24 protein-coding genes and 1 other annotated feature are annotated in these 24456 nt (G+C 41.5%); of the genes, 7 read left to right on the forward strand and 17 right to left on the reverse strand.

The window, feature by feature from the left end:
- Nucleotides 1-2: 2 nt before the first annotated feature.
- From FFM66_RS00975 to pepA, 8 genes are all read right to left on the reverse strand, one after another.
- The gene (locus FFM66_RS00975) at nucleotides 3-605 is read right to left on the reverse strand and encodes an NAD(P)H-dependent oxidoreductase (protein WP_048604369.1); all 603 of its coding nucleotides are present in this window, start codon (nucleotides 603-605) and stop codon (nucleotides 3-5) included.
- Nucleotides 606-720: 115 nt separating this feature from the next.
- The gene (locus tag FFM66_RS00980) at nucleotides 721-1716 is read right to left on the reverse strand and encodes an aldo/keto reductase (RefSeq protein WP_048604370.1); all 996 of its coding nucleotides are present in this window, start codon (nucleotides 1714-1716) and stop codon (nucleotides 721-723) included.
- 53 nt (nucleotides 1717-1769) lie between these two features.
- Nucleotides 1770-3113 carry a DUF438 domain-containing protein gene (locus FFM66_RS00985; RefSeq protein ID WP_048605303.1) on the reverse strand — a complete coding sequence of 448 codons (1344 nt, stop codon included), beginning with the start codon at nucleotides 3111-3113 and terminating at the stop codon, nucleotides 1770-1772.
- Nucleotides 3113-3343, reverse strand: coding sequence for a DUF1858 domain-containing protein (locus FFM66_RS00990; RefSeq protein ID WP_048604371.1), 231 nt, complete (start codon nucleotides 3341-3343; stop codon nucleotides 3113-3115). Before FFM66_RS00990 ends, FFM66_RS00985 begins: the two co-directional genes overlap by 1 nt.
- Before the next feature lie 138 nt (nucleotides 3344-3481).
- On the reverse strand, nucleotides 3482-5206 hold the full coding sequence (gene yfcC / locus FFM66_RS00995) for a putative basic amino acid antiporter YfcC (RefSeq protein ID WP_371851505.1): 1725 nt from the start codon (nucleotides 5204-5206) through the stop codon (nucleotides 3482-3484).
- A 252-nt stretch (nucleotides 5207-5458) separates the two neighbouring features.
- Nucleotides 5459-6394, reverse strand: coding sequence for an NADP-dependent oxidoreductase (locus FFM66_RS01000; protein WP_137604771.1), 936 nt, complete (start codon nucleotides 6392-6394; stop codon nucleotides 5459-5461).
- A gap of 133 nt (nucleotides 6395-6527) precedes the next feature.
- Nucleotides 6528-6776 (reverse strand): GlsB/YeaQ/YmgE family stress response membrane protein, encoded by a 249-nt coding sequence (locus tag FFM66_RS01005; RefSeq protein WP_048604373.1) that lies wholly within the window; start codon nucleotides 6774-6776, stop codon nucleotides 6528-6530.
- A gap of 232 nt (nucleotides 6777-7008) precedes the next feature.
- Nucleotides 7009-8085 (reverse strand): glutamyl aminopeptidase, encoded by a 1077-nt coding sequence (pepA, locus tag FFM66_RS01010; RefSeq protein ID WP_137604772.1) that lies wholly within the window; start codon nucleotides 8083-8085, stop codon nucleotides 7009-7011.
- Nucleotides 8086-8286: 201 nt separating this feature from the next.
- Between pepA and FFM66_RS01015 the strand changes: the two genes are divergently transcribed.
- On the forward strand, nucleotides 8287-8628 hold the full coding sequence (locus FFM66_RS01015) for a hypothetical protein (protein ID WP_137604773.1): 342 nt from the start codon (nucleotides 8287-8289) through the stop codon (nucleotides 8626-8628).
- A 148-nt stretch (nucleotides 8629-8776) separates the two neighbouring features.
- On the forward strand, nucleotides 8777-9118 hold the full coding sequence (locus FFM66_RS01020) for an iron-sulfur cluster biosynthesis family protein (protein ID WP_231586078.1): 342 nt from the start codon (nucleotides 8777-8779) through the stop codon (nucleotides 9116-9118).
- Between the two features lie 67 nt (nucleotides 9119-9185).
- Here FFM66_RS01020 and pepV read toward each other — a convergent pair whose 3' ends face one another.
- Nucleotides 9186-10592 carry a dipeptidase PepV gene (pepV, locus tag FFM66_RS01025; RefSeq protein WP_137604774.1) on the reverse strand — a complete coding sequence of 469 codons (1407 nt, stop codon included), beginning with the start codon at nucleotides 10590-10592 and terminating at the stop codon, nucleotides 9186-9188.
- Between the two features lie 185 nt (nucleotides 10593-10777).
- On the opposite strand from pepV, the gene FFM66_RS01030 reads away from it, so the two are divergent.
- Nucleotides 10778-11602, forward strand: a complete 825-nt coding sequence (locus FFM66_RS01030; protein WP_137604775.1) for an NAD(P)H-hydrate dehydratase — start codon at nucleotides 10778-10780, stop codon at nucleotides 11600-11602.
- 60 nt (nucleotides 11603-11662) lie between these two features.
- Here FFM66_RS01030 and FFM66_RS01035 read toward each other — a convergent pair whose 3' ends face one another.
- From FFM66_RS01035 to hisS, 4 genes are all read right to left on the reverse strand, one after another.
- Nucleotides 11663-13525 (reverse strand): acyltransferase family protein, encoded by a 1863-nt coding sequence (locus FFM66_RS01035; protein WP_137604776.1) that lies wholly within the window; start codon nucleotides 13523-13525, stop codon nucleotides 11663-11665.
- Nucleotides 13526-13753: 228 nt separating this feature from the next.
- A complete protein-coding gene (locus tag FFM66_RS01040; protein WP_048604379.1) occupies nucleotides 13754-14629 on the reverse strand; it encodes a YitT family protein in 876 nt (291 codons plus the stop codon).
- Nucleotides 14630-14729: 100 nt separating this feature from the next.
- A complete protein-coding gene (aspS, locus tag FFM66_RS01045) occupies nucleotides 14730-16502 on the reverse strand; it encodes an aspartate--tRNA ligase (RefSeq protein ID WP_048604380.1) in 1773 nt (590 codons plus the stop codon).
- 54 nt (nucleotides 16503-16556) lie between these two features.
- Nucleotides 16557-17855 carry a histidine--tRNA ligase gene (gene hisS / locus FFM66_RS01050; RefSeq protein WP_137604777.1) on the reverse strand — a complete coding sequence of 433 codons (1299 nt, stop codon included), beginning with the start codon at nucleotides 17853-17855 and terminating at the stop codon, nucleotides 16557-16559.
- A 110-nt stretch (nucleotides 17856-17965) separates the two neighbouring features.
- Nucleotides 17966-18176 (reverse strand) — a binding site (T-box leader).
- A 160-nt stretch (nucleotides 18177-18336) separates the two neighbouring features.
- Here hisS and FFM66_RS01055 point away from each other — a divergent pair.
- Together FFM66_RS01055 and FFM66_RS11300 are read left to right on the forward strand one after the other, a co-directional pair.
- Entirely contained in the window at nucleotides 18337-18762 is a 426-nt protein-coding gene (locus tag FFM66_RS01055; RefSeq protein WP_137604778.1) for an acyl-CoA thioesterase, read from the forward strand.
- Between the two features lie 127 nt (nucleotides 18763-18889).
- Entirely contained in the window at nucleotides 18890-19060 is a 171-nt protein-coding gene (locus tag FFM66_RS11300) for a hypothetical protein (RefSeq protein ID WP_171000770.1), read from the forward strand.
- 91 nt (nucleotides 19061-19151) lie between these two features.
- On the opposite strand, the gene FFM66_RS01060 is transcribed toward FFM66_RS11300, so the two are convergent.
- The gene (locus FFM66_RS01060; protein ID WP_048604383.1) at nucleotides 19152-19751 is read right to left on the reverse strand and encodes a TetR/AcrR family transcriptional regulator; all 600 of its coding nucleotides are present in this window, start codon (nucleotides 19749-19751) and stop codon (nucleotides 19152-19154) included.
- Between the two features lie 321 nt (nucleotides 19752-20072).
- On the opposite strand from FFM66_RS01060, the gene FFM66_RS01065 reads away from it, so the two are divergent.
- Together FFM66_RS01065 and FFM66_RS01070 are read left to right on the forward strand one after the other, a co-directional pair.
- On the forward strand, nucleotides 20073-20954 hold the full coding sequence (locus FFM66_RS01065) for an ABC transporter ATP-binding protein (RefSeq protein ID WP_137604779.1): 882 nt from the start codon (nucleotides 20073-20075) through the stop codon (nucleotides 20952-20954).
- 23 nt (nucleotides 20955-20977) lie between these two features.
- Nucleotides 20978-22591 carry an ABC transporter permease gene (locus tag FFM66_RS01070; RefSeq protein WP_137604780.1) on the forward strand — a complete coding sequence of 538 codons (1614 nt, stop codon included), beginning with the start codon at nucleotides 20978-20980 and terminating at the stop codon, nucleotides 22589-22591.
- 40 nt (nucleotides 22592-22631) lie between these two features.
- Here the strand turns inward: FFM66_RS01070 and arsC are convergent, their stop codons facing one another.
- The 3 genes from arsC to FFM66_RS01085 form a co-directional block, all read right to left on the reverse strand.
- Nucleotides 22632-23042, reverse strand: a complete 411-nt coding sequence (arsC, locus tag FFM66_RS01075; RefSeq protein ID WP_048604386.1) for an arsenate reductase (thioredoxin) — start codon at nucleotides 23040-23042, stop codon at nucleotides 22632-22634.
- A gap of 86 nt (nucleotides 23043-23128) precedes the next feature.
- Nucleotides 23129-23692, reverse strand: a complete 564-nt coding sequence (locus FFM66_RS01080; protein WP_137604781.1) for a TMEM175 family protein — start codon at nucleotides 23690-23692, stop codon at nucleotides 23129-23131.
- Between the two features lie 145 nt (nucleotides 23693-23837).
- Nucleotides 23838-24422, reverse strand: a complete 585-nt coding sequence (locus FFM66_RS01085) for a nucleotidyltransferase family protein (RefSeq protein WP_246038409.1) — start codon at nucleotides 24420-24422, stop codon at nucleotides 23838-23840.
- Nucleotides 24423-24456: the final 34 nt, after the last annotated feature.

The raw sequence follows: 24456 nt of genomic DNA on the forward strand, positions 1-24456 counted from the left end.
TTTTACAGCTCTTCAATTCTTCGTTGGGCATCTGCCAAATATTCGGCTAATTCTTCCCGCGTTTTATAAGGAACTCGACCATAAAATACGTGATCGATCACTTCGGTTCCATTGCTGTTGAACATCCATTCTGAAGTGACCGTCTTCATTGCACGATCGATTGGTGAATCGCTGCCGTCTTCATTTTGTGGTTGACCTGTTGGGGTAAAGAACAATGCCCGTTTTCCAGCAAAGCGTTTTTTCGGTTCGTCTGATTCAAAACTATAGGCAAATCCGTGTTGGAAAACCCGATCTACATAGCCCTTCATGATTGCCGGCATGCCATTCCACCAGCTTGGGAAAACGTAAATTAACAAATCGCTCTCTTCAATAAATTTTTGTTCCACTTGAACATCTTCAGGAAACGTCTCATTGTCTCTGACAAATTTTCCATTCTCGATATGAATCGCGTCTGGTCCAGATAAAACCGGATTAAAATTCATTTGGTACAGGTCTCGAACGTTGACTTCATATCCTTTCTTCTTCAATGCTTCTTCAAGGGTTGCTACCAAAGCATGTGAAAAACTTTCTTTTTTTGGATGTGCAAATACGATTAGTGCTTTCATTTTCATCCTCCTATAAATAATTATTTCCTAGCACATTATACCTCATTTTGTTTCTATTTTCACAAAGATTTTCATGCTCACGAAAAAAGCGGCGAAAAAAATCCGCCGCTTTTTGTTACTTCATTTCTTTTAACAGTTGATCAATGGTTGCTAATTCATCTGGAGTAAACGCCAAATGATCCAACGCTTTGACATTGTCTTGTAACTGACTCAACCGGGAAGCACCCACCAGTACACTGGTTACTGTTTTTTGCTGCAAATTCCACGCAAGAGCCATTTCCGCTAAGGTTTGTCCCCGATTTTCAGCTACTGCATTTAACTTGCGAACGACGGAAAGGGTTCCTTCGACTTTATCTTCTGTCAAAAATGGACTGTCAGAACGATGGGCACGGGAATCTTCAGGAATTCCATGCAGATAACGATCCGTCAATAGACCTTGTGCTAACGGACTGAAGACGATAGCACCTAGCTGTTCTTCTTCTAAAACGGTAGTCAATCCATCTTCAATCCATCGATCAAACATATTGTAGCGGGGTTGATGAATGATAAACGGTGTGCCCAATCCCTTTAACAAGCCTGCCATTTTTTTCGTTTGTTCCGCCGAATAATTTGAAACACCGACGTACAATGCTTTACCTTGACGAACCAATAGATCCAATGCATGGGCCGTTTCCTCCATTGGTGTGTCAGGATCTGGACGGTGATGGTAAAAAATATCCACATAATCCAATCCCAACCGTTGCAAACTTTGGTCACAGCTAGCGGTCAAATATTTTTTTGATCCCCATTCACCATAAGGTCCTTCCCACATGTAATATCCCGCTTTTGAAGAAATAATCATTTCGTCCCGATAACTTTTTAACTCCTGCCGGAATATCTTACCAAAATTTTCCTCGGCTGAGCCGGCTGGCGGACCGTAATTATTGGCAAGATCGAAGTGGGTGATTCCCATATCAAACGCCCCTAATATCGTTTCCCGCTGTTTTGCCAACGGATCAGTATCACCAAAATTGTGCCATAAACCTAAAGAAATCGCTGGCAATTTCAAACCAGAATTGCCTACACGATTGTAAACCATTTTTTTATACCGTTGTGGATTTGCTAAATACATTTCTTATGCAACCCCTTTCTTACTGTTAACGATACGATTTATTGTCTCGTCTGTCAATCGTTGGAGGGTTGTTTTTCTTCATCCAGCAAACGGCTCTGACCTTCTAATTTTTGGATTTCTGTCACGTCTTGGGTCACTTCTAAACAACCCAAATATTCTTTGGCTTCATTATACAAAGCAAAATAACGAATATAGATTTTTTTACCCCGCATGTCGATCCAAAAATCTGCATGATCTCGAGCGCCTGAACGAAAATCATCTAAGATTCGTTGAACGATGTGCATGCTTTTTGGAGGATGACAATTGACGACTTCTCGACCAATAACCGACGTAGTTCGAGGAAAGACCCGACTTTTTCCTTCTGAATAAAAACGAACCCGATCTTCTTGATCGACAAATGTTAAATCCACTGGCAAAACTTGAAACATTGCAATCATTTGTTCTAACTGCAAGACACCCGTTGGTAAAACGACTGTATCTGCCGAGGTCTGGTCTTCCCAGTCATAATGGGTTTCCAACGGTTCTGCTTGCCCGTCGGCAGCTAAACCGGCAGCAATTCCGTCTGTGGTTTCTTTTGCCTGCTTGATAGCTAATTGCCGTGCCGGTTCTCTTTCTGCTTCTTTTTCCAGTGCTTCTTGACTGGCTTTCCAAGGCAATGGTTCTGGAATAAAGGCAAATCCGATATCAAAACTATCAGCGGCAATTTTTTCCCAATCCTTCATACTAAATACATCTAAAGTCATCGGGATCATAATTTCTTCTTCTTTAAAAATCATTTCTTCAATTTCATTTTTTACGGCAGCCCATTTTTCTGACAAAGGATTGAAGGCGGTTTTTTCCGATTGCAACATTTGGATCAAGTTTTTAATCATGTCTCGGATATCATCGTCCACACCCCACATTACTTTTGGCGGTGCGCTGATGCCGTATTTTTCCATGTAAGAAAAGATCAAGGTTTCTTTGCGTGCATAATGCTTGTCGATTTGTAAGAGATCCGTCAATGCCAAAAGCAGACGATCTTTTTGTGACCAATCTCCTTTTTTGATTTTTGCTAACACGCCATCGACTTCATCTGTCAGCAAGGACTGTAAGACTTGATTTTCTAATTTTAGCGTATGGACGGGATGCCCGGGTTGTTCATGGTCATAGTTGGAGCGATGAATCTCATTGATCGATCCTTTAAAAACGGCTGCATGGATGTTGCACAAGCGTTGGATTTCGCTGGGATTCAAGCCCCCTTGGATCAAGGCTTTTTCTGCGGCAGTGATTTCTGTCACATCCACGCCGTCAAATTCCTCGTTAAATAATCGTTTGGCTTCTTCAAAAGAGCCACCTTCATGCAAAAGGGAAAGAATTTCTACGATCCGCTCCTGCCGTTTTTTTGCTGTTGGTTCCATCATTTTGCTCCCTCCACAGTAAATCCCTGTGCTTCAAAAGCTGCCACGACAGTTTCAAGAGGAATTTTTTTCATTTGTGCACCTTTAGGAATCGTCACATAACGTCCAGCCGTCTGTAACATTCCCGGTTTGGTGATGGCTTCGAAGCCGATGCTATACATAATATCTTTGATTTCAGGAAATTCTGAAACTAAGTCAAATAATGAACGGGAAAAATCGATTGTTTTCATGTACATCTTCCTTTCAAGAAAAGTGAGAAGATTTCTCAACTAGGGGTATTATAGTACGAAATGAGCAAGATTTCACTAAGTTTTCGCCACAAAAAAGACAGCTTCGCCAAACTCAGCGAAAACTGTCTCATTAGTCATTTATTGTAAACCAATCGCAATAGCAATCATGATGAAGATGGTTCCTAAAACAAAGAAGAATCCTTGCATTTTGATTTGGAATTTCGCCCATTTCACCCATTCAATCCGTGCCACACCTAGCACACCAATCAAACTTGCAGAAACTGGCGTGAAGGCATCCACAAAACCGGCACCTAATTGATACGCCAAAACGGCAATTTGTCGTGGTACCTTAATCAAGTCTGCTAAAGGTGCCATAATCGGCATGGTCAAAGCAGCTTGTCCTGAATTTGAGGTAACGACTAAATTGAATAAACTTTGGAAAATGTACATTACCCAAGCACCGATCATCGCCGGTACACCGGTTAATAAGCCGCCGATGCTATGCAAAATCGTATTCAATGCCGAAGCAACATTGGCATCGGAACCGCCTAAAACTAACAGAATTCCTTTTGCCATCCCTACGACAATTGCCGTACCCGCCAAATCAGCAGCACCATTTTGGAAACTTTTGGCAATGTCATTCCAGCCCATATCTAGTTTGAATAAAACCGCAGTGATTCCGGAAATTAAGCCCATAACAAAGAATTGAGAGGCAATTTCTGGAATGTAGTAGCCTTTTTGCGTTACGCCCCAAATAATCCAGACAAGAACGGCTAACATTTCCAATAAAATCAGCTTATGTCCCCATAAGAATGGTTTGTTTTCATTCGCTGTTTTTTCAATGTGGCTACGGAAATATTCATCTGATTCGTAAACTTCTGAACGCAGTGGATTTTTCCGAATTCGTTCAGCATAAATCATCAGATAGCCCGCTGACAACGCAGTAACTACCACCCACATAATCAAACGGAAGGTTGCTCCAGATAGCACTGGAATACCTGCGATTCCTTGTGCTACTGCAACACTGAAGGGGCTCATCCAAGAAGTCGCGTTCCCTACCTGAGAAGCGACATACGTTACGGTAACCGCAACGATGGAATCATAGCCCAACGCTATGACGAAAGGCACCATCACCATCGAGAAAGGAATAACTTCTTCTGCCATCCCAAAAGTTGCTCCCCCTAGTGAAAAGGCAAAAAACAACAGCGGAATTGCAAATTTTTCCATTCCGCGGGTCTTTGAGATAAAAGCGTAAATTCCTGCATCGATGGCTCCTGTTCGCATAATAATCCCAAAAGCACCGCCGACTACTAAAATCAGTGCGGCAATACCGACAGCCGAGCCGTACTTGTCACCGGAAACTAATCCTTCAAATACAAAGTTCAAAAAGCCAAAGCCGCCAAAATCATCGGTCCCCCACAATTTTGCGGTTTTGTGAAGTTTTTCCGATTTATCATAAATTTTATCCCCATACAAATCATACAAGGCATCATCGGTCAGAGCGATACCATCCAATTTTTCTTGACTTAAACTTTTTTCTCCTTCGTCAAGAACCGTCTGTACATCTGCTTCGGATATTTCCAATTTTTCTAATTCTTGTGGATCTTGTGCCAAGTCTTCTAATTTGTCAAAAACAAATTCTTTGTCTAAAGGATAGTCATACCGAAACGTTGACTGCTGCAAAACTGTTCGAGAAGCTGTTTCGCCATTCGCATCTTTGTATTGAACTTCAGTAGTACTAAATTTCCCAGCAGGAACAACAAATGTCAACAACCACGCCGCAACAACAACGATAAAAATAATGACATAGGTGTGAGGTGTTTTCATTTTAGTTAAATCACGTTTTTTCTGTTTCACTTCCATCATATTAGTCCTTTCTTTTAACAATGCTTATATTATAATCGACTGATAAAAAAACAACATGATAAATTCATTAGTTTTTATCCGCTTTTATCATGATTTCTTGCATATTTCTCGCAACAAATCGGGAAGAAATCGCTTTCCAGTCATCTTTTCAAAAAAAGACAGCAGTCGCTGGATCGACTGCTGTCTTTGGTTTCAATTGGATGGTTTCCTCAAAAGATTGCCTTTTGATTGTATGGGTCAATCTTCTCCTTATTCATTCACCAAAACAATTTTTCCTTTTGCATGGTGTGTCTCACTTAATTGGTGGGCTTGTTTCACACCCGTTGCTGTTAACGGGAATGTCTGTCCGACAATGCTGCGGATTTTTCCTTGTTCCAATAGATCAGCAAGAAGTTGCAGTTGTACGCCGTCTGGTTTTAACCAAATACTTTTGGCAGTGATTTGCTTTTCATCTTCTTGCGGTGGAATACCAACGATCGAAATCAAACGGCCATGAGGTTTCAAAACATGAAAACTTTTGGCTTGAATCTCGCCGCCCATCGTATCGATCACAAGGTCGATTCCTTGAAGAACTTCAGAAAAATCTCCCTGACGATAGTCGATCACTTGATCTGCACCTAGTTCTTTTAAAAAAGTACGATTCTGCTCACTGGCTGTTGTAATAACCCGTGCCCCAGCTTGTTTTGCCAATTGGATGGCAAAGAGACCAACACCACCAGCCCCGGCATGGATCAACACTGTTTCTCCTGCTTGCAGCTGACCATGGGTAAATAAAGCTTGATACGCTGTCAATCCTGCTAAGGGTACTGCCGCCGCTTCGGCAAAAGAAGTGTTTTCTGGTTTTTTCGCCAATAGCTCAGCATCAACGATTGTATAGTCTGCATAGGTACCAAAACGTGTCGTGTCAGGACGAGCAAAAACTGCCTCGCCGACTTCCCACTTAGTTACCTTATCCCCAATTGCCACAATTTCGCCGGCAACATCCCAACCTAAAATAATAGGGAATTGCCAAGGAAACATTTTTGCTAGATATCCTTCCCGTAATTTCCAATCGATAGGATTCACTCCCGAGGCTTTAACTTTTAGTAGAACTTGATTCTCTTTGATTTCCGGCAAAGAAACGTGTTCCTCTACCAGTTTTTCTTCGTTTCCATAATGATTGATTACAATTGCTCGTGTCTTCATCTTCATTCCTCCATTTACTGATTTCACAAGTATACCTGCAAAACAAAAATTTTTACATTATTTTGGATTACTTTTCGACTACAAAAAAAGCCTGAAGCACTTTGCTCCAGACTTTCAGGTTGGCTGTGAAAAATCAGCTTTTTGAACGTCCCAAAATAAAGGAAACGACAGCAACTACGATCACCGCGCCAATAATTGACGGAACAATCGCCATTCCTGCAACTTGCGGACCCCAAGTTCCTAACAATGCCTGTCCGACAGCCGATCCAACTAGACCTGCGACAATATTTGCAATCCAGCCCATTGATCCGCCTTTATTTGTAATAGCACCAGCGATTAATCCAATAATAGCGCCGACAATCAATACCCATAACCAATGCATAATCTTTTCCTCCTTTATTGTTTCTTTCTTACATCTATTATGTTACCTTTGTTCTCTAATTACCGCAAAAATTATGCTTATATCTTCAATTATTTTCATTATAAAGAATAAAAAGTATCCATTTTTCTTATTTATTTTCGAATCAAAATCCGGTGTAATACAAGGTAATTTCCTTTAAATTTTAAAAAACTGAAACTCCTCAACAAAATCATGAGAAATCACAGTTTTTATTTTAACCTTGAATAATCGTATCGATTGTGGATTTATCCAAGCCTTTCAATGTTTGGATCAGCATTTCCCGCGCGGCGTCAAAATCAGCGATACTAAACATCGTTTGATGGGTATGGATGTAACGTCCCACTACACCAATAACCGTACTTGGAATCCCTTCATTTGAAAGATGAGCAGCCCCAGCATCTGTACCGCCTTTTGAAACAAAATATTGATATGGGATATGGTTGCTTTCAGCTGTATCTAATAAATATTCTCTCAAACGTGGCAGCATAATCAAGCCTGGATCATAAATACGCATCAACGTGCCGTCTCCCAGATGCCCGAATGTGCCGTTTTTCGTAACCGTGTCATCTGCCGCAGAACAATCAACGGCAAAAAATAAATCCGGTTTGAATTTTGTAGTTGCCACTTTTGACCCTCGCAAACCGACTTCTTCTTGCACATTTGCCCCAGCAATCAGGGTGTGCCCAAGTTTTTCCTTTTGCAACGCTTCTAGTGCTTCCAACACCACCGTACAGCCATAGCGATTATCCCAAGCTTTTGAAATAATATTTTTGCCATTCGCTGTTTTGATCGTTTCAACTTGAGGGACGATCGTATCTCCCGGTTTAACACCGAAACTTTCGGCTTCTTCTTTTGATTCAAATCCGGCATCAAATAAAACATCCGTTACTTCCAATGCTTTTTGTCCGGCTGTTCCCCGCAATAAATGTGGTGGAATTGATGCGGAGATACAAGGATAATTTTTCCCGCCAGCTGTCTTTAACGTAAATCGTTGCGCAGAAACAACATACGGATTCCAACCACCTAGAGGAACGACTTTAAACAACCCACGTTCGGTGATTTGTGTCAGCATAAACCCGACTTCGTCCATGTGTGCCGCTACCATCACCCGTCTTGCATCGGCTTCTTCGTGATGACGAATCCCAAAGATCCCTCCCAAGCCGTCTTGTTGTACCTCATCTACTAATGGAGTGATTTTTTCTCGCATATAGGTGCGGACCTCTTGTTCAAATCCACTGGTTCCTTGGAGTTCAGTCAATTCTTTGATCCGTTGAAATGTTTTTTCTTCCATCAAATGCTCACCTGAAATTCAGGTAATTCCTCCCTTGCTTCTTTTTCTTCATCCTTCTGAAAAACACCTTTCATTATAGCGCAAAATCAGAAAAACAAGTGCCTCTCCTCTAAACATTTTTTATTTTTATGGTAAAATACTAGTGAACCCTTCAAATAACAAAACAAACTATCGCAGTTTTCGACATAAGGAGGAACACCTATGGACAATGACAATCAATTTAATTATTTTAAAGGCGGCCTAGCATTAGGGATGAGTATGGGTCTAGTAGGTGGCGTCGCCTCTGCCTTATGGTTCAAAAACAAGCAGCTTCTTTCACCGGATGACGTCTTGACCACCGTGAAACGAGCATTTTTAAAAGAAGGACCCATTGAAGGCTCATGGATTAATTTTGAAAAACAACCTTTGCGCAAATTTGCCGTTCACTCTCAAGGCTACACGGGAGGAATCACCCGCTTAGAAGACGGGCAATTGATTACCTACGAATTTTTAGCTGATGCCCAAACTGGAACGGTATTGGATGTCCAACGCTTAAAAAATTAACCTGACTATTGATAAAACCGCTGTGGACAAAAACTCCCGGTGGTTTTTTTCTGTCAGGCAAAGTATTTCACAAAAAACCAGTCACCAACTATACTCAAATCATGGCTGCCCCTTTCACTACCGACAGTCGAAAAAGGAGGAATCTTTCTTGAAATTAACCATTACTCCAACCGCACAAGCTTTTTTGGAAACAAAACAGGAAGAAAAAAAGAGTATTTTACTCACTTTAAACGATGGCTCCAATCAATTTTCATCAGCTGCCGGCTGTTGTATGATTGGTGATCGTTTTCAACTTGTATTGGTTGATGCACCAGTGTCCCCATTTACCCAACAACTAGATAACGACCGCTTTTCAGTCTTCACTTCTGACTATGAAACAGTCTTTCTTGGAGAAAATCCCATCCTTGATTTTAATCAAACACTTCATACCTTGATTTTAAAAAATGATGGTGGTCTTCTAGACAGCAATGTATTCTTAACGGCAAGCTGAAAATTTTTTATTAACTAGATAGAGATAAAAAAAACTTTCCCAAATTAATTGGGAAAGTTTTTTTCAATTATTTTGCTAATCTGTAAATAGCATCTGCATAAATCACGGTTGCCCGCAATAAATCATCTAGTTCCATAAATTCGTTGGCTTGGTGCATTGTATCGGTATATCCAGGGAACATGGCACCATAAGCAACGCCTCGTTCTAATAAACGGCCATAGGTTCCACCACCAATAATTTGTTCAAAGCCTTTTTCACCGGTATGTTCTTCATAAACAGCCAGCAAAGTTGCTACCAATGGATCATCTTGTGGTACATAGTGAGGGGGCATGTTGCGATCTCCTTGAGAAACAACCGCTCCTTTAGCCGTAGCTGTCACACCTGCAACTAATTTTTCTGCCGTCACACCTTTTGGATAACGGAAATTCAAGGTCGTCACGTTATCGTCATTTCCTTCAACAAAGCTGATTAAACCAGCGTTCATCGTTAGTTTACCCATTTTTTCATCTTCGTAAGCAACGCCTAATTTTTCTCCATAAAAGTCTTCATGAGCAACTGTTCCTAAAACATGTACAAAGTCTTTGGCTTGTCCACCAAAAGCAAAGCCATCTAAAAAGGCTGCCAAGAAGGTTCCCGCATTGATTCCAATTTCAGGATGCGCACCGTGTGCCCCTTTGCCGACTAACTCAATGGATACTTCTGCGTCTTCCGTCGTAATCGTTCCAGAAACTGGATTTTCTTTCAAATAAGCTAGATAAGCAGTTTCCATTTCTAATGCTGCTTCCGTTGAAGCAGCTGTAAGTTTTGCTGTTGCTGTTCCAGGAACCATATTTTCTCGTAGTCCGGAAGTAAAAGAATGCAGTGTAAATTCTCCCGCATTTTCTCCTTTGAAATGCAGTTTAAGGGTTACGTTTCCTTTTTCCCCGTTGATGATTGGAAATTCTGCATCAGGTGAAAAACCAAAATCGGGTTTTTCTTCATGTTGGAAGTAATAGTTCATATCTCCCCAACCGGATTCTTCATCACTCCCCACAACAAAACGAACTTTTTTAGATAAAGGCAGATTCAATTCTTTGATGATTTTTAACGCATAATAAGCTGCCATGCTTGGTCCTTTGTCGTCAGAAGAACCGCGTGCAAAGATTTTGCCATCTTTTAACACTGGTTCATAAGGATCTGTTTCCCAACCGTCTCCAGCGGGAACGACATCCATGTGTCCGAAGATTCCCAACGTTTCAGCACCTTCGCCAAATTCAATATGTCCCGCGTAATTGTCCACATTTTTTACCGTAAAGCCGTCACGTTCCCCATAAGACAGCATGTGCAGCAACGCATCCCGTGGTCCAGGACCAAAAGGCGCATCCACTGTTTTTTTCGCGTCATCACGTTCACTATTGATGCGCAATAAATCGAAAAGATCCTTTAATAAGTCGTCTTTTCTTGCATCGACTTCTTTTTGCCAATCGATTGTCATATCCATTCCTCCTTGTTCATCTACCTCTTCAAAAAGCGAAGACGGTACTGGCATTCAAAAAATGCCTTCGTGTTCCATGATACCATTTCTATTTAAGAATTGAAAAAGAATCGTGCCAATTTTCGAAATATTTCCCGTTTGTTGGATCTTCGGTATAATGAAGGAAACGAAGGGAGCACGTGAAAATGATCGAATTAACAGAAGAACAAGTGACGAAAGTGATTCGTCCCCGCCAATCGGAAAGTCACAAAGGTGATTATGGGCGTGTTGTCCTGATTGGAGGAAACTCGCAATACGGTGGTGCAATCATCATGTCCGCAGAAGCCTGTGTCCATGCTGGTGCCGGACTAACAACCGTCGTGACAGCTACCAAAAACCATTCCTCGCTGCACAGCCGTTTGCCGGAAGTAATGGTGGTCGATTGGCAGGAAGAAGTCACTGAATTGCTTGAAACAGCTGATGTTGTCGTCATTGGTCCCGGATTAGGTCTGTCTGATTTCAGTAAAAGACTCTTGCAGGTCGTCCTTGAAAAACAGAATGAACAATGGCTGATTATCGACGGTTCAGGAATTACCTTGTTTGCGGCCGATCCACTGCCCTTAAATAATCCTGCCCGAGTCGTTTTTACACCCCATCAAATGGAATGGCAACGTCTCAGCGGTTTAGAGATTGCCCAACAAACCTCAGAAAAAAATCAGGCAGCCCAACAAAAACTAGGTGCCACCATCGTGTTGAAAAGTCACCGCACAGAAATTTATACAGCGGACCAGATTTATACAAATCCTCTCGGTAATCCGGCGATGGCTACCGGCGGTATGGGGGATACTTTAGCGGGAATGATTGCCGGTTTCTTAGCACAATTTCCGTCAGATGAACAAACGATTGGCGCTGCGGTATATCTTCACAGCTTGATTGGCGACAGCTTGGCAGAGAAAAATTATGTAGTACTCCCTACTGAAATCAGTCGCCAGTTGCCTCTTTGGATGCGAAAATTTGCCGATAAAAAATGAGCCCTTCCATGAACCGCCCTGCAACGTTAAGTGAGGGCGGTTCAAAAAGGACTCCTTTTTTTATTTTAAAATTGTTTGCGAAACCAGTTTGCAGTATTCAATCATACCGTCCGCATCGGGATGGACCCGGTCATTATAGAACCAGTCTTCCTGCTCATTGCTCAGTCCATACCAGTCCAATAGTGTAATATTTTTGTATTTCTTCGCCATTTTTTCCAGCATCGTATTGACTTCATTTTGCCAACGTTGTGTCGGAACTCGAACATTGATCCAATAGACATTGCGGTCACCAATTTCTTTCATGAAGGCATCAAATTGTGCTTCAGTGAAAGAACCGTTCGTGCCTAAACCAATCAAGACATTTTCCTTTAGCAAATCGTCTTCTCGCAACTGCTTCACTAAATCGGCACTCTCGTAAAGCTGTCGTCCGACATCCGCATCAACAATAATCTTTGGAAAAATCTCTTTTAGATCGGTAGTAGCATCCAACATAACCGAATCACCAAAAGCCGTTAAATCCATCGATTGTGCTTTTTTAACTTGTGCTTGTGTCAATCCATACTTTTGCGTCAGTGCTTTTTGTTCTTCTGTCAGATTTTGATTTTCTTCCGAAGAAGCAGTCGTGCTGGTCTGTTTGGATTTTTCAGCCGCCTCTTTATTTGCTGCGATTTTTTCTTGCAGTTGTTTTTGATCTGCGTCCACATAATTTGTTGGCGCAATCACTAACCCCACAATGGCAACCACTAAAACGGCAATTCCCGGCACTAACCAAGGTTTTTGCCAACTGATGAATGGTTTTTTGAACCAGCCTTTGACAACTTGCCAACTCTTGCGATAGTCAAAGCGGCGCAATGGATTTTCAATAAAGCGGTAGCTTAACTCACTGATTCCAAAAATCAAAGCTAATTCAATCAAGGTGTGCAACCAAACATTTTCGGCAATACTGTTGATTTTTGCTTCATAAAAAATCATCACTGGAAACTGATACAGATAGATGCCGTAGCTGCGTTTGCCAATATAGCTGAAAACCGGATTGGTCAACCATTTGTTCAAACTGGCACCAGGATGTGCGACCACTGCCACTAAAAGCACACACAACAAACTAATCAAAAACATCCCGCCATAATACACAAAAGTATAGTGGGCATCTAAAAAGAAGAAGGCTGCCACTAAAAGGAGAAATGAAACAATCCCCACCGAATTGAGCAGGCGTTTGGCCTGTCGGGGAATTTCTTCCTTCAAATGTGTGCTGGGCCAGATAAATGCTAGCGCAGAACCCAACCAGATGGAAAACATTCGCGTATCCGTACCGTAATAAACCCGTGTAGGATCCGCTCCCGGTACAAATTTAACGGCCATCCAAATTGCGGAAACGCAAGATAACGCAAACACCGTATAAAAAATGTAGCGTCGTTTTTTTACCAGCAGCATCAGTAGGACAAAGAGCAAAGGCCAAACAAGATAGTTTTGTCCCTCCACTGCCAGTGACCAGATATGGGTAAAGGGTGACTCATTAGCAAAGCGGTCAAAATAGGACATCCCGTGCTGAATTTGCCACCAATTATTGAAGTACAGCAAACTGCTGGAAAAAATTCCTTTTAAATTATTCAATAAATTCCGTTGAAACAGTGTAATATATGCCGTTGCTGTGACCATCAAAAAGACCAGCCCCGGGTAGAGCCGCTTCATTCGACGAACATAAAACTGCCACAAAGCAATTTTACCGTTTTGATCCCATTCTTGCCTGAGCAAGTCTGTAATCAAATAACCTGATACCGCAAAAAATACGGGTACTCCTAAATAACCTCCCCGCATTCTTGTTGGTAATAAATGATAAAAAATGACGCCGATCACAGCAAGGGTACGGATTCCATCAAATCCTGTGATGTAGCGGCTTTTTTTTAGTCGTTTTTTTTGCTGCATCCTACATTCCAACTTTTCCTTTTTTTAGTCTTGATACCTCTGTTTACGGCTAAAATCAGCTATTTTTGATTCCCCGTTTTCCCCAATAGGTATGCTTTTTCATCATGCCATATTCCCATGAAAAATAGCACATTTCTTTAAAGAATTTCAAACACTTTCGTAAAAACTTAAACATTTGTTCGATTTTGGCGAAGGGTGAGGTTGTGTGACCTACAGAAAAAAATTTTCCTATAATTCTTCTTCGTAAAAACGACCCAAAATCTGTACATTTTCAGCGATACTGACGAAAGCCTTTGGATCAGCTTCCTTCATGGCATTACGCAGCATTGGCAGTTCAAAACGGGTAACGACCGTCAGCAACACCGTTTGTTTGTCGTGATGATAGGCGCCTTCTGCTTCATTGATAATCGTGATTCCCCGCCGCATCCGATGCTGAATTGTATGAATCACGCGATCCGGATAACGGGTAATGATCGTTACTTGCATTTTTTTCTGTTTGGTAAAAACAGCGTCTGTTACCTTGCCACTGACAAAAATAGCCAACGCGCTGTATAAGGCATACTGCCAACCAAATAAAATTCCGGCAGCCAACATGATAAACAAATTAAAAAAAATCGAGATGGAGCCAACTGTGCCGCCCGTTTTTTTGCGGATGGCGATACTGATAAAGTCCAGACCTCCTGAAGACAGACCACTCTTTAAGGCATAACCGATGCCCGCTCCCATGATTGCCCCACCAAAAATTGCGCAAATAATCGGATCATCCGACAATACCTCTTCCGGCATAATCTGCATGAAAATCGATGTCAAAACAACCGTGATGCCAGTAAAAATCGTAAATTTATGACCAATTTTAAACCAGCCCAAGAAAAACAACGGGATATTCAAAAACAACAAAGTGACAGATACGGGAATATAAATCCCAATCAAATCCTTCGACAATGTCGTCAAAATCTGCGCTACTCCAGTGATTCCACTGGAATAAATATTTCCCGGCTGATAAAAAAAATTCACTGAGATCGACGCCAAAATAGCATACACGATCGAATAGGAAAATTTTGTTGCATAATCGGGATGGGGTAAAAATTTAAATAGCTTATTCATGGAAAACGGGCCCTCGTTTCAAACATTCTCCTTATATTATACGAAAATTTTCTGCAAAAAGAAGAGGACAACTAATAAAAGTCGTCCTTTTCATAAAAACTTATTCTTCTTCGATTGACGTAACATCGATATTTAGCTCAAATAATTGTAAAGGTGCTACAGTACTTGGTGCAGAAGACATTGGATCAACTGCTTTTCCGTTTTTAGGAAAGGCAATCACTTCTCGAATATTTTCTTCACCGGCTAACAGCATCACAAAACGGTCAAGTCCCAAAGCGATTCCGCCATGAGGAGGGAAGCCGTAATCCAACGCTTCCAATAAGAAACCAAATTGTTCTTCCATCGCTTCTTTGGTAAAGCCCAGTGTTTCAAACATTTTTTCTTGAATAGCTCGGGTGTGGATCCGCAATGAGCCGCCGCCAAGTTCATATCCGTTTAACACGATATCGTAAGCTTCTGCATACACTTTAGCCGGATCGGTACTCAATAACGGAATGTCGCTTTCTTTTGGCATCGTAAATGGATGGTGAGCAGAAACGTAGCGTTTTGCTTCGTCGTCGTATTCAAATTGAGGCCAATCAGTTACCCATAAGAAATTGAATTTTGTCGTGTCAATCAAGCCTAATTCTTTCCCCATTCGGGTACGGATTGCGCCTAATGTTGCAGAAACGATACCAAAACTATCCGCACCAAACATCAGCAAGTCGCCGACTTCGGCATCGGTTGCTTGGATGATGGCTTCTTGTTTTTCCGTTAAGAATTTTGCAATTGGGCCTTTCAAGCCGTCTTCTTCAACCTTCAACCAAGCCAATCCTTTAGCACCAAATTGGCTGGCATATTGTCCTAATTGATCCATATCTTTACGAGAATAACGGGAAGCTGCACCTTTTGCATTCAACGCTTTAACAACGCCGCCATGTTCCAAGGCCATTTGGAAAACTTTGAAATCAACCTCTTTCACTACGTCGCTTAAATCAATTAATTCCATCCCAAAACGGGTGTCCGGTTTGTCACTGCCGTAACGTCCCATTGCTTCATCATAAGTCATCCGAGGGAAAGGCAAGGTAACGGAGATTCCTTTTACGTCCTTCATCACTTTGGCAATCAGGCCTTCCGTATACTCTTGAATTTCTTCTGTTGTTAAAAAGGTCGTTTCAATATCCACTTGGGTAAATTCCGGTTGTCGGTCTCCCCGCAAATCTTCATCACGGAAGCAGCGAACGATTTGATAATAACGATCAAAGCCGGCATTCATCAATAATTGTTTGAAAATCTGTGGCGATTGTGGCAACGCATAAAAATGTCCGGCATGGACACGAGAAGGAACCAAATAGTCCCGTGCGCCTTCTGGTGTTGATTTTGCCAAATAAGGCGTTTCAATATCCAAAAAGTCGTTTTCATCTAAATAGTGACGGATGGCTTGCGTTGTTTTATTCCGCAAAATCAAATTTTGCGTCATTTTTGGTCGGCGTAAATCCAAATAACGATATTTCATCCGAATTTCATCATTGACCTTTTGATCGTCTTCAATCATGAATGGCGGTGTTTTTGCCTTGTTCAAAATTGTGATTTGAGAAACCATTACTTCAAAACGACCTGTTACCATCTTAGGATTGATTGCTTCTGGTGACCGATGCATGACTTCACCGGTCACTTCAATCACGTATTCACTCCGACATTTATCTGCAATTTCCCATGAATCTTTTGATTTTTCCGGATTGAAAACAACTTGAACGATGCCTTCACGGTCTCGCAGATCAATAAAAATCACGCCACCTAAATCCCGTCTTTTTTGAACCCAACCTTTTAATGTAACTGTCTGACCTACTTGTTCTTCTGAGACCAGACCGCAATATACTGTACGTTTTGCCATTTCATTTGCTCCTTTTTGGTGGTAAATTTCCGATAGTGTCAGTGACTCTGACGACTATTTTTCTTCAAGTAAACTCATTTCATCATAAACATCATCAAAATTTTGATAAATATCAACTAACGGGAAGGTTTCTTCTTTTCGGCTAGCCATTGATTTGACATTGATAACGCCCTTTGCCAATTCATCTTCACCCAAAGTCAAGACCAATTTGGCACCGGCTTTGTCGGCTGTTTTAAATTGTGCCTTGGCTTTACGCTGCATCACGTCCCGATCAGCAGAAAAACCAAAATTACGGATGGCTTGGACAACCTTCAACGCTTCCACATTTGTTGCTTCGCCAATGCTGACAACATAGGCATCCAACTCATTCAATGCCGGCACAACGACTTCTTCTGCCGCCAAGGTCAACAAGACCCGTTCGATTCCGATGGCAAAACCAAAGCCTGGTGTCGCAGGTCCCCCTAATTCTTCTACCAATTGATCGTAACGTCCGCCGGCACAAATCGTTGCCTGTGCCCCCATTCCCGGTGCGTCACTCATGATTTCAAAAATCGTATGGGTGTAATAATCCAATCCCCGAACCATGTTGCTGTCAATTTCGTAAGGAATATTTAACGCATCCAGCATCAGTACTACTTGGTCAAAATGCTTGCGGGCATCTTCGCTCAAATAATCCAAAATCGATGGTGCGTCCGCAACAAATTGTTTGTCCCGTCGGTCTTTGCTGTCTAAGACCCGCAATGGATTTTCCTCTAACCGACGCTGTGAATCTTCACTAAGCTCTGCTTTATGAGGCATCAAGTAATCAATCAAAGCTTGTCGATAGGCTGCCCGAGTTTCTTTGTCCCCTAATGAATTGATGACTAAACGAATTTGCTGAATACCTAGTTGTTTGAAGAAATCTAAAGCCATCGCCATACTTTCTACATCCGTCGCCGGATTTTCACTACCGAATGCTTCGACACCGATTTGGTGAAATTGACGTAAACGCCCTTTTTGCGGACGTTCATAGCGAAACATCGGGCCGATGTAAAAAGTTTTAAACGGCTTTGCAAATTCTGGACCATATAATTTATTTTCCACGAAAGAACGGACGATGGGCGCTGTACCTTCTGGGCGCAGGGTCACATGACGTTCTCCTTTATCAAAAAAGTCATACATTTCCTTTGATACGATATCGGTCGTGTCGCCAACACTGCGGGCGATCACTTCATAATGTTCAAAAATCGGTGTCCGAATTTCATTATACTGGTAATCATGAAACAACAAACGGGCTGTTTCTTCTACAAATTGCCATTTTTCTGATTCTCCCGGCAAGATATCATTGGTTCCTTTTGGACGTTGATAACTCATTTTTCTTCCTCCTATTAATTGTCTTATGCCAAAGACGCACCTGCGAACAGTGTCTTCGTAAAAAACGTGTCGGCAAATTTTTTCAATAAAAAAATCGCCCCTGTTCATTGAACAAGGGCGAATGACTGTCATACGCGGTACCACCTAAATTTGAAAACAGCAAGCTGTCTTCCTCTAAGCAAATAACGTTTGCACACGGAACGGCTTTTCTCCCGTTCATCTCCAGAGCGTCCTTCTGTTGCAACCCTTAAACTAGTTTCAGCCACGCTAGTTCTCTCTTGAAAGCTGCCTGCAACGTACTTTCTCTTTCAGCGATTTTCATATTACCATTAACCTACTAAATTATACTAGAAATGTCAAGATGTTTCATGGAAATTTTCAAAACAAGGTTTTTCTTTTTGCCAACTTGCTTTAAACTAAATGAAAGACAATTAAAAACTGCAGCTGAGCTTTGCTTGTCCTGCTTAAGGAGAAATCACCTATGAATCTATATCCCGGTTATGTCCGTACCCCTCATTATTACGAAACTGATCAGATGGGGATCATTCACCATTCCAATTACATTCGCTGGTTTGAAGAAGCCCGCGTAGCATTGTTGGACTATTTACACCTGCCCTATCAACAATTGGAAGCCGCCGGAATCATCGTTCCCGTTTTAGCGGTCAGTTGTCAGTACAAGCAGATGATTCGCTACGGTGATTCAATTCGCATTGCAATTTTTGTCGAAAACTATACCGGTACTCGATTGGATTTTCGTTACGAGATTTACAATACTAAAGAACAACTTCTGACCACCGGTACCAGTGAACACTGTTTTTTGAATCGAGGAACTGGTCGTCTAATTCAATTAAAGAAAACCCAGCCGGAAATGCACCAAATTTTTGCGACATACGCAAAATTGCACTGATTTTTTTCTGAAAGTTTCAAAAAACCTTAAAAAAAGCGCATATCATAGAAATAACAGGCAGACATCTTGCATATTTTCAACCGCTTTCCTATAATATGAAGTAATCTAAAGAAAAGGGGGAACCTGGATGTATGCAGTCAAAGTCTTTCACGGCTATATCGCAAAAGACGGTCATCGTACGCGGGACAAGTCGCCAGAAAAGCTGATGATTTTTTCTGACAAAAGACAATCAGAGCTGTTTGCACAACGCATCGGCGGTCGTGTCAAACAAATCGAACTCAGGGAAAAGCAATGCTAACGGGCTGGTGGTTGTTCTCAGAAACGATTCGTAACAATTAAAGGCGAAAACACTCTCTAAGAAAAATCGAGAATGTTTTCGCCTTTTTGTTTTACCCTTCGTCCGGTGCAATACCCTTTAAAATCATTTCTGTCCATTCCTGCGTATAAGGCATGATTTTTGCATAAATCCGTGGATTGGAAATTCCCTCCACCAAAGCTTCAAAATACAGCAACAGAAATTCATCTGAATATTTCAAGGCAACTTTGCCTTCTTTTCGTCCCCGATGAAAAAGATCCAACATAATCGTAAAACTTTCCTTACTATATTCTTCCATCAAGGTGGAGAGATCATCATCTTTTTTTTGAGTGACATGGTCCATCAAATCGATATAAAATCGTTTATTCACCTTCTCAAAAAAATGAATCTTATTTTTACTCATAGCAATAATCGTTTCTTCAAAAGGTCGGTTTTCCTTCATGATCTGCCGGGCAGTATCTCCCATCCGATTCAAAAAATCCTTGAATACTTCGCTGATCAAGTTTTCCTTATTACCAAAATACTTAAAAATCGTCGCCTTGCTGACTCCAGATTGTTTGACGATTTCTTCAACCGTCACATTTTCGATTCCTGTGTTTGAATTCATCAGCTCAAAGGTCGCATGTAACACTTGTTGCTTCTTTTCTTCCGTTCGTTTTTCAAAGCCATTCATTTGAATGCCAACTTTCTATTTAATGGATATAAAATAAAGGTTTTAAACATTAATTTCGTCCATAAGTTTTCTATTCCTATTATATATAGTAAGTTATAAACTATCAAGTGAAAAATAGTTTTATTTTTATAGTATTTCCGTTGACTATCCGATGAAAAAGGAATATTATCTACCTTGTAAATGAACTTTAGTTTAAAACAACGGAAAATAAGCAAGAAAATAAACTATCTATCGCAATAATTTTTCTTTTTGTTTATCTTTCTCTTGGGACAAACCGGAAAGCACGTTATAAATTTGGAAATAAAAAGGAGTTATAGGGTTATGGCAGAAATTGTGAAAGTACAAGGTTTGCAAAAGAAATTTGGAAAGTTCCAAGCACTATATAATGTTTCTTTTACAGTCGGTGCGGGTGAAGTGGTTGGGTTTATCGGACCAAATGGTGCAGGAAAATCAACAACTATCCGGACGTTACTGGGCATTATCAATCGTGACGGCGGAGCGGCAGAAATCTTTGGCAAAGATGTTTGGAAGGATAGTTTGGATATTCATAAACGAATCTCTTATGTTCCCGGAGATGTCGCTCTTTGGGGAAATCTGACTGGTGGCGAAATCATTGATTTGTTCATTAAACTTCATGGCGGCGGGGACAAAGCCAAACGGGATCACCTGATCAAACGTTTTGAATTAGATCCTAAGAAAAAAGCCAAAGGATATTCAAAAGGAAATCGTCAAAAAGTCGGCTTGATTGCCGCATTGTCCGTTGATTCTGATTTGTATATCTTTGATGAACCAACTTCCGGACTTGATCCTCTAATGGAAGCAGTCTTCCAAGATGAAGTGGAAAAAATTAAAAACGCCGGCAAAGCGATTCTGCTTTCCTCTCATATTTTAAGTGAAGTAGAACGTCTGGCTGACAAAGTCGTAATTATCCGCCAAGGAAAAGTGGTGGAAACAGGTACACTGGACGAATTGCGCCACTTGACCCGTTCTACTGTTACTTTAACAGCAGACGGCGATGTGTCTTCTTTAGCTTCTCTGCAAGGTGTCCACGATTTTGTACAAAAAGAGCACCAGGCTAAATTCTCAGCAGATAATCAATATATCAATGACATTTTGCTGGCTGCTGCTAAATTAGGCGTGAAAAAATTTGAATCAGTGCCGCCAACGCTTGAAGATTTATTCATGCGTCATTATGAAGGCTAAGTGGTGGAACGGAGGAAAAAAAGATGAATGAAAAATTTGCACGTTGGGGCGTACTTTTTGTACAGTACCTAAAACGTGACTGGAAAAAAATTATTTTTTGGGTTTTGGGAATTGGGTTGTTTTCCGGAGCATATGTTCCTGCTTTTGAAGAAATCGCCAAAGGGCAAGGTGCTGCCGGTATGTTTGAAACCATGCAAAATCCGGCAATGATCTCGATGGTAGGTCCAACACCGATCACAAACGGGGCAGATTACACGATTGGTGCCATGTACGCTCATGAAATGCTGCTGTTTTGTGGATTATTTGCAATGATTATTTCCGCCTTGCATGTTGTGGGTCACACCCGCAAAGAAGAAGATTTAGGTCTTACTGAATTGGTGCGCTCCTTCCGTGTAGGACGTCAGGCAAATTCGTTAGCGGTTTTAGCAGAAACAATTTTGATCAATCTTTTGATGGCAGTTGTCATCAGCGGCGCAATGATCAGCTTCGGTGTGGATTCCATCACAACTACCGGCGCGATACTTTTCGGTTTGTCCATCGCCTTCTCCGGTGTCCTTGGGGCGGTCATCGCCTTAGTCATGGCGCAAATCATGCCGACTTCTTCCGGTGCAACGGGTGCTTCTCTTGGTATCGTCGGCTTGTTGTACATTGTGCGGGCGGGGACCGATGTTTCCAATCTAGATTTGTCCGCTTTTAACCCAATGAGCTGGACCTATCTCACCTATCCTTTTACTGAAAATAATTGGTTGCCATTGCTTTGGGGATTGCTTTTTATTCTGGTGATGGTCCTTCTCGCCTTTGCTCTTGAAGGAGGTCGTGACATGAATGCTGGTTATCTTCCTGAACGAGAAGGTCGGGCAACCGCGAAAAAATCACTGCTTTCTGTTCACGGCTTATTTATCAAGCTGAACAAAGGTGTAACGATTAGCTGGTTGATTGCTTTTGTTATCATGGGGGCTGCTTATGGCTCAATCTATGGTGATATGCAAACCTTCCTTGAAAGCAACGACTTGATGAAACAAATGTTTGCTGCAACCGGAGCTTCGATTGAAGAATCCTTTACCGGTACAATCATGATTGTGCTGACTGGTTTAGCAACGATTTTACCAGTTGCAATCATCAACAAGCTATTTGCAGAAGAAGTTCGTCTGCATCTAAGCCAACTGTATTCAACAAAGATCACCCGTGGACAATTATACTGGACCACAATTGCCTTGGCACTTATCGCCAGCGTGATTGGTGTCTTGTTGAGTGCCGGTAGTTTAGGCGGTACCGCACTTGCGGCTATGGGAGATGGTGCTTCCATGGACATGGGGGACTTTTTAGCTGCTGGATTTAATTTTTATCCTGCTGTTTTATTCTGCGCAGGTCTTGCTGCTCTTGCGCTAGGCTGGGCACCTAAAGTTGGAAAATTGATTTATGCCTACCTTGCTTATTCCTTCATGCTGAATTATTTTGGCGGCATCTTGGATTTGCCTGATTGGTTTATGAAAACGGCTATCCAAAGTTGGATACCTCAAATGCCATTGGAAAAATTTGATGCGCCTACCTTCCTCACGATTACTGCGATCAGTTTGGTTCTGATCCTTTTAGGTTACGTTGGATATAAAAAACGTGATATGGTGGAAGGCGCCTAACAAAAAAACGGGAAGCTCAACTTCGAGCTTTCCCGTTTTTTTAATCTTTTAATCCAGCGACCAGAGCTTTGATTGTGTCTCTGGTTTCGCGAAAAGCTTCCATAATCGTTTCTTCTGAGCCGGTCACTCGTGCCGGGTCTTGCAGATCCCAATGCAGATGGGTAGCGGATTGGGGGATTACTGGACACTTATCCTTGGCATCACCACACAAGGTCACGATCAAATCCGCATTGGCAAAATAATTCGGATCAATCAAATCAGAAGTCTGCTGCCGAATATCCACACCATCTTCCAGCATGACGGCGACTGCTCGTGGATTCAATCCATGAGTTTCGATACCGGCACTGCGGATTTCTACTTCCTCGGCAGGCAGTAACAGATGCCCGTATCCTTCTGCCATTTGACTTCGACAAGAATTTCCAGTACACAAAAAATAAATTTTTTTCTTCATTCACTAATTCCCCTTGAAAAAATTCTTTAACAAATTGTTTGATTATATTTAGCATACTTGATTTTACATAGGAAGGCGAGGAAAAATTAATTCTTCTTTTGAATAAACCAACCTTCTGGTAAAACCCAAAACAATGCGACGATTCCACGTCCAATCAATGCAACAGGAGGAAAAAAAGGTACAATCGTCAGCAAAAGGAGATTGATCGCAATTGACAAACGATTGCGCCAATCTCGCTTGCGGGCTATTTTCACTCTTGAATTTGCCTTTCCAGCCGCATAACCGATTAGAGCAAAAGAAAATGTCCACATGGCAAAAATTACTGCATACACAAATTCCGGCCAAAAGGCAGAAAAATCACGACTGACCCAACTTGTCGCAAAAGGACATAGAGACAGCCAAAAAATCCAGAAAAAATTCGCCCAAATAATCCTTCGATTGATTTTTGTTACGCGACTGAATAAATAATGGTGGGCATTCCAAATAATTACGATATAAATAAAACTGATGGTATAGGTCATGAACACTTCTTTTAAGTCCAAAAGCCCTTTCAAATTGGTCGTCATCGGTGCCCGTAATTCCAAAACCATTAATGTTAAGATAATTGCTGTCACGCCATCAGTAATGGCTTCCAAACGAGTCTTCGTCATGAAATTATCCCCCTACTTTTATCTACTGGCATTATGCGCCAAAAAAGCAAAGACAGCAATTTGTTTTTCTTGCAGAAAAAATCCCCCTCAATGGCGCAGGAAAACGCCCAAAACAGCTACTAATTATACAAAAAACGAGTACTCACTATTTTTGTACCATTGTTTCTGGCCATTTCTGATGCCAAGCTTCGGCTTTTTTTTGGTAGATTGCTTCTGAAATCAAGGTCTTATTTGGACGAATCGTTCCCGAAAACAAATCATTTAATCCAAATGGTGCAAAGATGACAAATTGCCCCTTCTCCAATCGTATTCCTACAGATGTGGCGGTCGTCGGCCATGTACTGATTGCCTGTTCGACACTTTCGTAAGGTGCAATCGGATACCCGAATGCCTTTTCGTACCATAAATGAACCCTTGCCTCATTTGCAATATCGATTTTTACCGGGAAGTCACCAATTGTTTTTCGAAGCATCGCCATAATAGCTTTTTCTTTTTCTTCCCTTAAATCCTCGTCAAAATAAACGATATCGATATCCTTAATACCATAATGAAGCGGTTTGTTATAGAGATGATTCCAAACCGTTTGAACGATGCTGCCGCCACCGACATAATAATTGGGAAGTTCAAGTTGGGCAAGCTTTTGGAGGAGCGGAAACAACAAGGTATTTTCTTTTACAATTTTTTCTAACAAGGCTATTTGCTGAGCCAGTGGCAGATTTGCGCCATTCACTTTCTCTACGCTTCCTTTCTACACGAGATGCAAT

Origin of the sequence: Enterococcus songbeiensis, from assembly GCF_005405265.1 — a bacterium.
Classification (GTDB): domain Bacteria; phylum Bacillota; class Bacilli; order Lactobacillales; family Enterococcaceae; genus Enterococcus_C; species Enterococcus_C songbeiensis.

Excerpts from the sequence above, each read along its gene's own strand:
- FFM66_RS00975 (WP_048604369.1), bottom strand. The coding sequence starts at position 605 with ATGAAAGCACTAATCGTATTTGCACATCCAAAAAAAGAAAGTTTTTCA.
- FFM66_RS00980 (WP_048604370.1), bottom strand. The coding sequence starts at position 1,716 with ATGTATTTAGCAAATCCACAACGGTATAAAAAAATGGTTTACAATCGT.
- FFM66_RS00985 (WP_048605303.1), bottom strand. The coding sequence starts at position 3,113 with ATGGAACCAACAGCAAAAAAACGGCAGGAGCGGATCGTAGAAATTCTT.
- FFM66_RS00990 (WP_048604371.1), bottom strand. The coding sequence starts at position 3,343 with ATGAAAACAATCGATTTTTCCCGTTCATTATTTGACTTAGTTTCAGAA.
- yfcC (WP_371851505.1), bottom strand. The coding sequence starts at position 5,206 with ATGGAAGTGAAACAGAAAAAACGTGATTTAACTAAAATGAAAACACCT.
- FFM66_RS01000 (WP_137604771.1), bottom strand. The coding sequence starts at position 6,394 with ATGAAGACACGAGCAATTGTAATCAATCATTATGGAAACGAAGAAAAA.
- FFM66_RS01005 (WP_048604373.1), bottom strand. The coding sequence starts at position 6,776 with ATGCATTGGTTATGGGTATTGATTGTCGGCGCTATTATTGGATTAATC.
- pepA (WP_137604772.1), bottom strand. The coding sequence starts at position 8,085 with ATGGAAGAAAAAACATTTCAACGGATCAAAGAATTGACTGAACTCCAA.
- FFM66_RS01015 (WP_137604773.1), top strand. The coding sequence starts at position 8,287 with ATGGACAATGACAATCAATTTAATTATTTTAAAGGCGGCCTAGCATTA.
- pepV (WP_137604774.1), bottom strand. The coding sequence starts at position 10,592 with ATGACAATCGATTGGCAAAAAGAAGTCGATGCAAGAAAAGACGACTTA.
- FFM66_RS01030 (WP_137604775.1), top strand. The coding sequence starts at position 10,778 with ATGATCGAATTAACAGAAGAACAAGTGACGAAAGTGATTCGTCCCCGC.
- FFM66_RS01035 (WP_137604776.1), bottom strand. The coding sequence starts at position 13,525 with ATGCAGCAAAAAAAACGACTAAAAAAAAGCCGCTACATCACAGGATTT.
- FFM66_RS01040 (WP_048604379.1), bottom strand. The coding sequence starts at position 14,629 with ATGAATAAGCTATTTAAATTTTTACCCCATCCCGATTATGCAACAAAA.
- aspS (WP_048604380.1), bottom strand. The coding sequence starts at position 16,502 with ATGGCAAAACGTACAGTATATTGCGGTCTGGTCTCAGAAGAACAAGTA.
- hisS (WP_137604777.1), bottom strand. The coding sequence starts at position 17,855 with ATGAGTTATCAACGTCCAAAAGGAACCAATGATATCTTGCCGGGAGAA.
- FFM66_RS01055 (WP_137604778.1), top strand. The coding sequence starts at position 18,337 with ATGAATCTATATCCCGGTTATGTCCGTACCCCTCATTATTACGAAACT.
- FFM66_RS11300 (WP_171000770.1), top strand. The coding sequence starts at position 18,890 with ATGTATGCAGTCAAAGTCTTTCACGGCTATATCGCAAAAGACGGTCAT.
- FFM66_RS01060 (WP_048604383.1), bottom strand. The coding sequence starts at position 19,751 with ATGAATGGCTTTGAAAAACGAACGGAAGAAAAGAAGCAACAAGTGTTA.
- FFM66_RS01065 (WP_137604779.1), top strand. The coding sequence starts at position 20,073 with ATGGCAGAAATTGTGAAAGTACAAGGTTTGCAAAAGAAATTTGGAAAG.
- FFM66_RS01070 (WP_137604780.1), top strand. The coding sequence starts at position 20,978 with ATGAATGAAAAATTTGCACGTTGGGGCGTACTTTTTGTACAGTACCTA.
- arsC (WP_048604386.1), bottom strand. The coding sequence starts at position 23,042 with ATGAAGAAAAAAATTTATTTTTTGTGTACTGGAAATTCTTGTCGAAGT.
- FFM66_RS01080 (WP_137604781.1), bottom strand. The coding sequence starts at position 23,692 with ATGACGAAGACTCGTTTGGAAGCCATTACTGATGGCGTGACAGCAATT.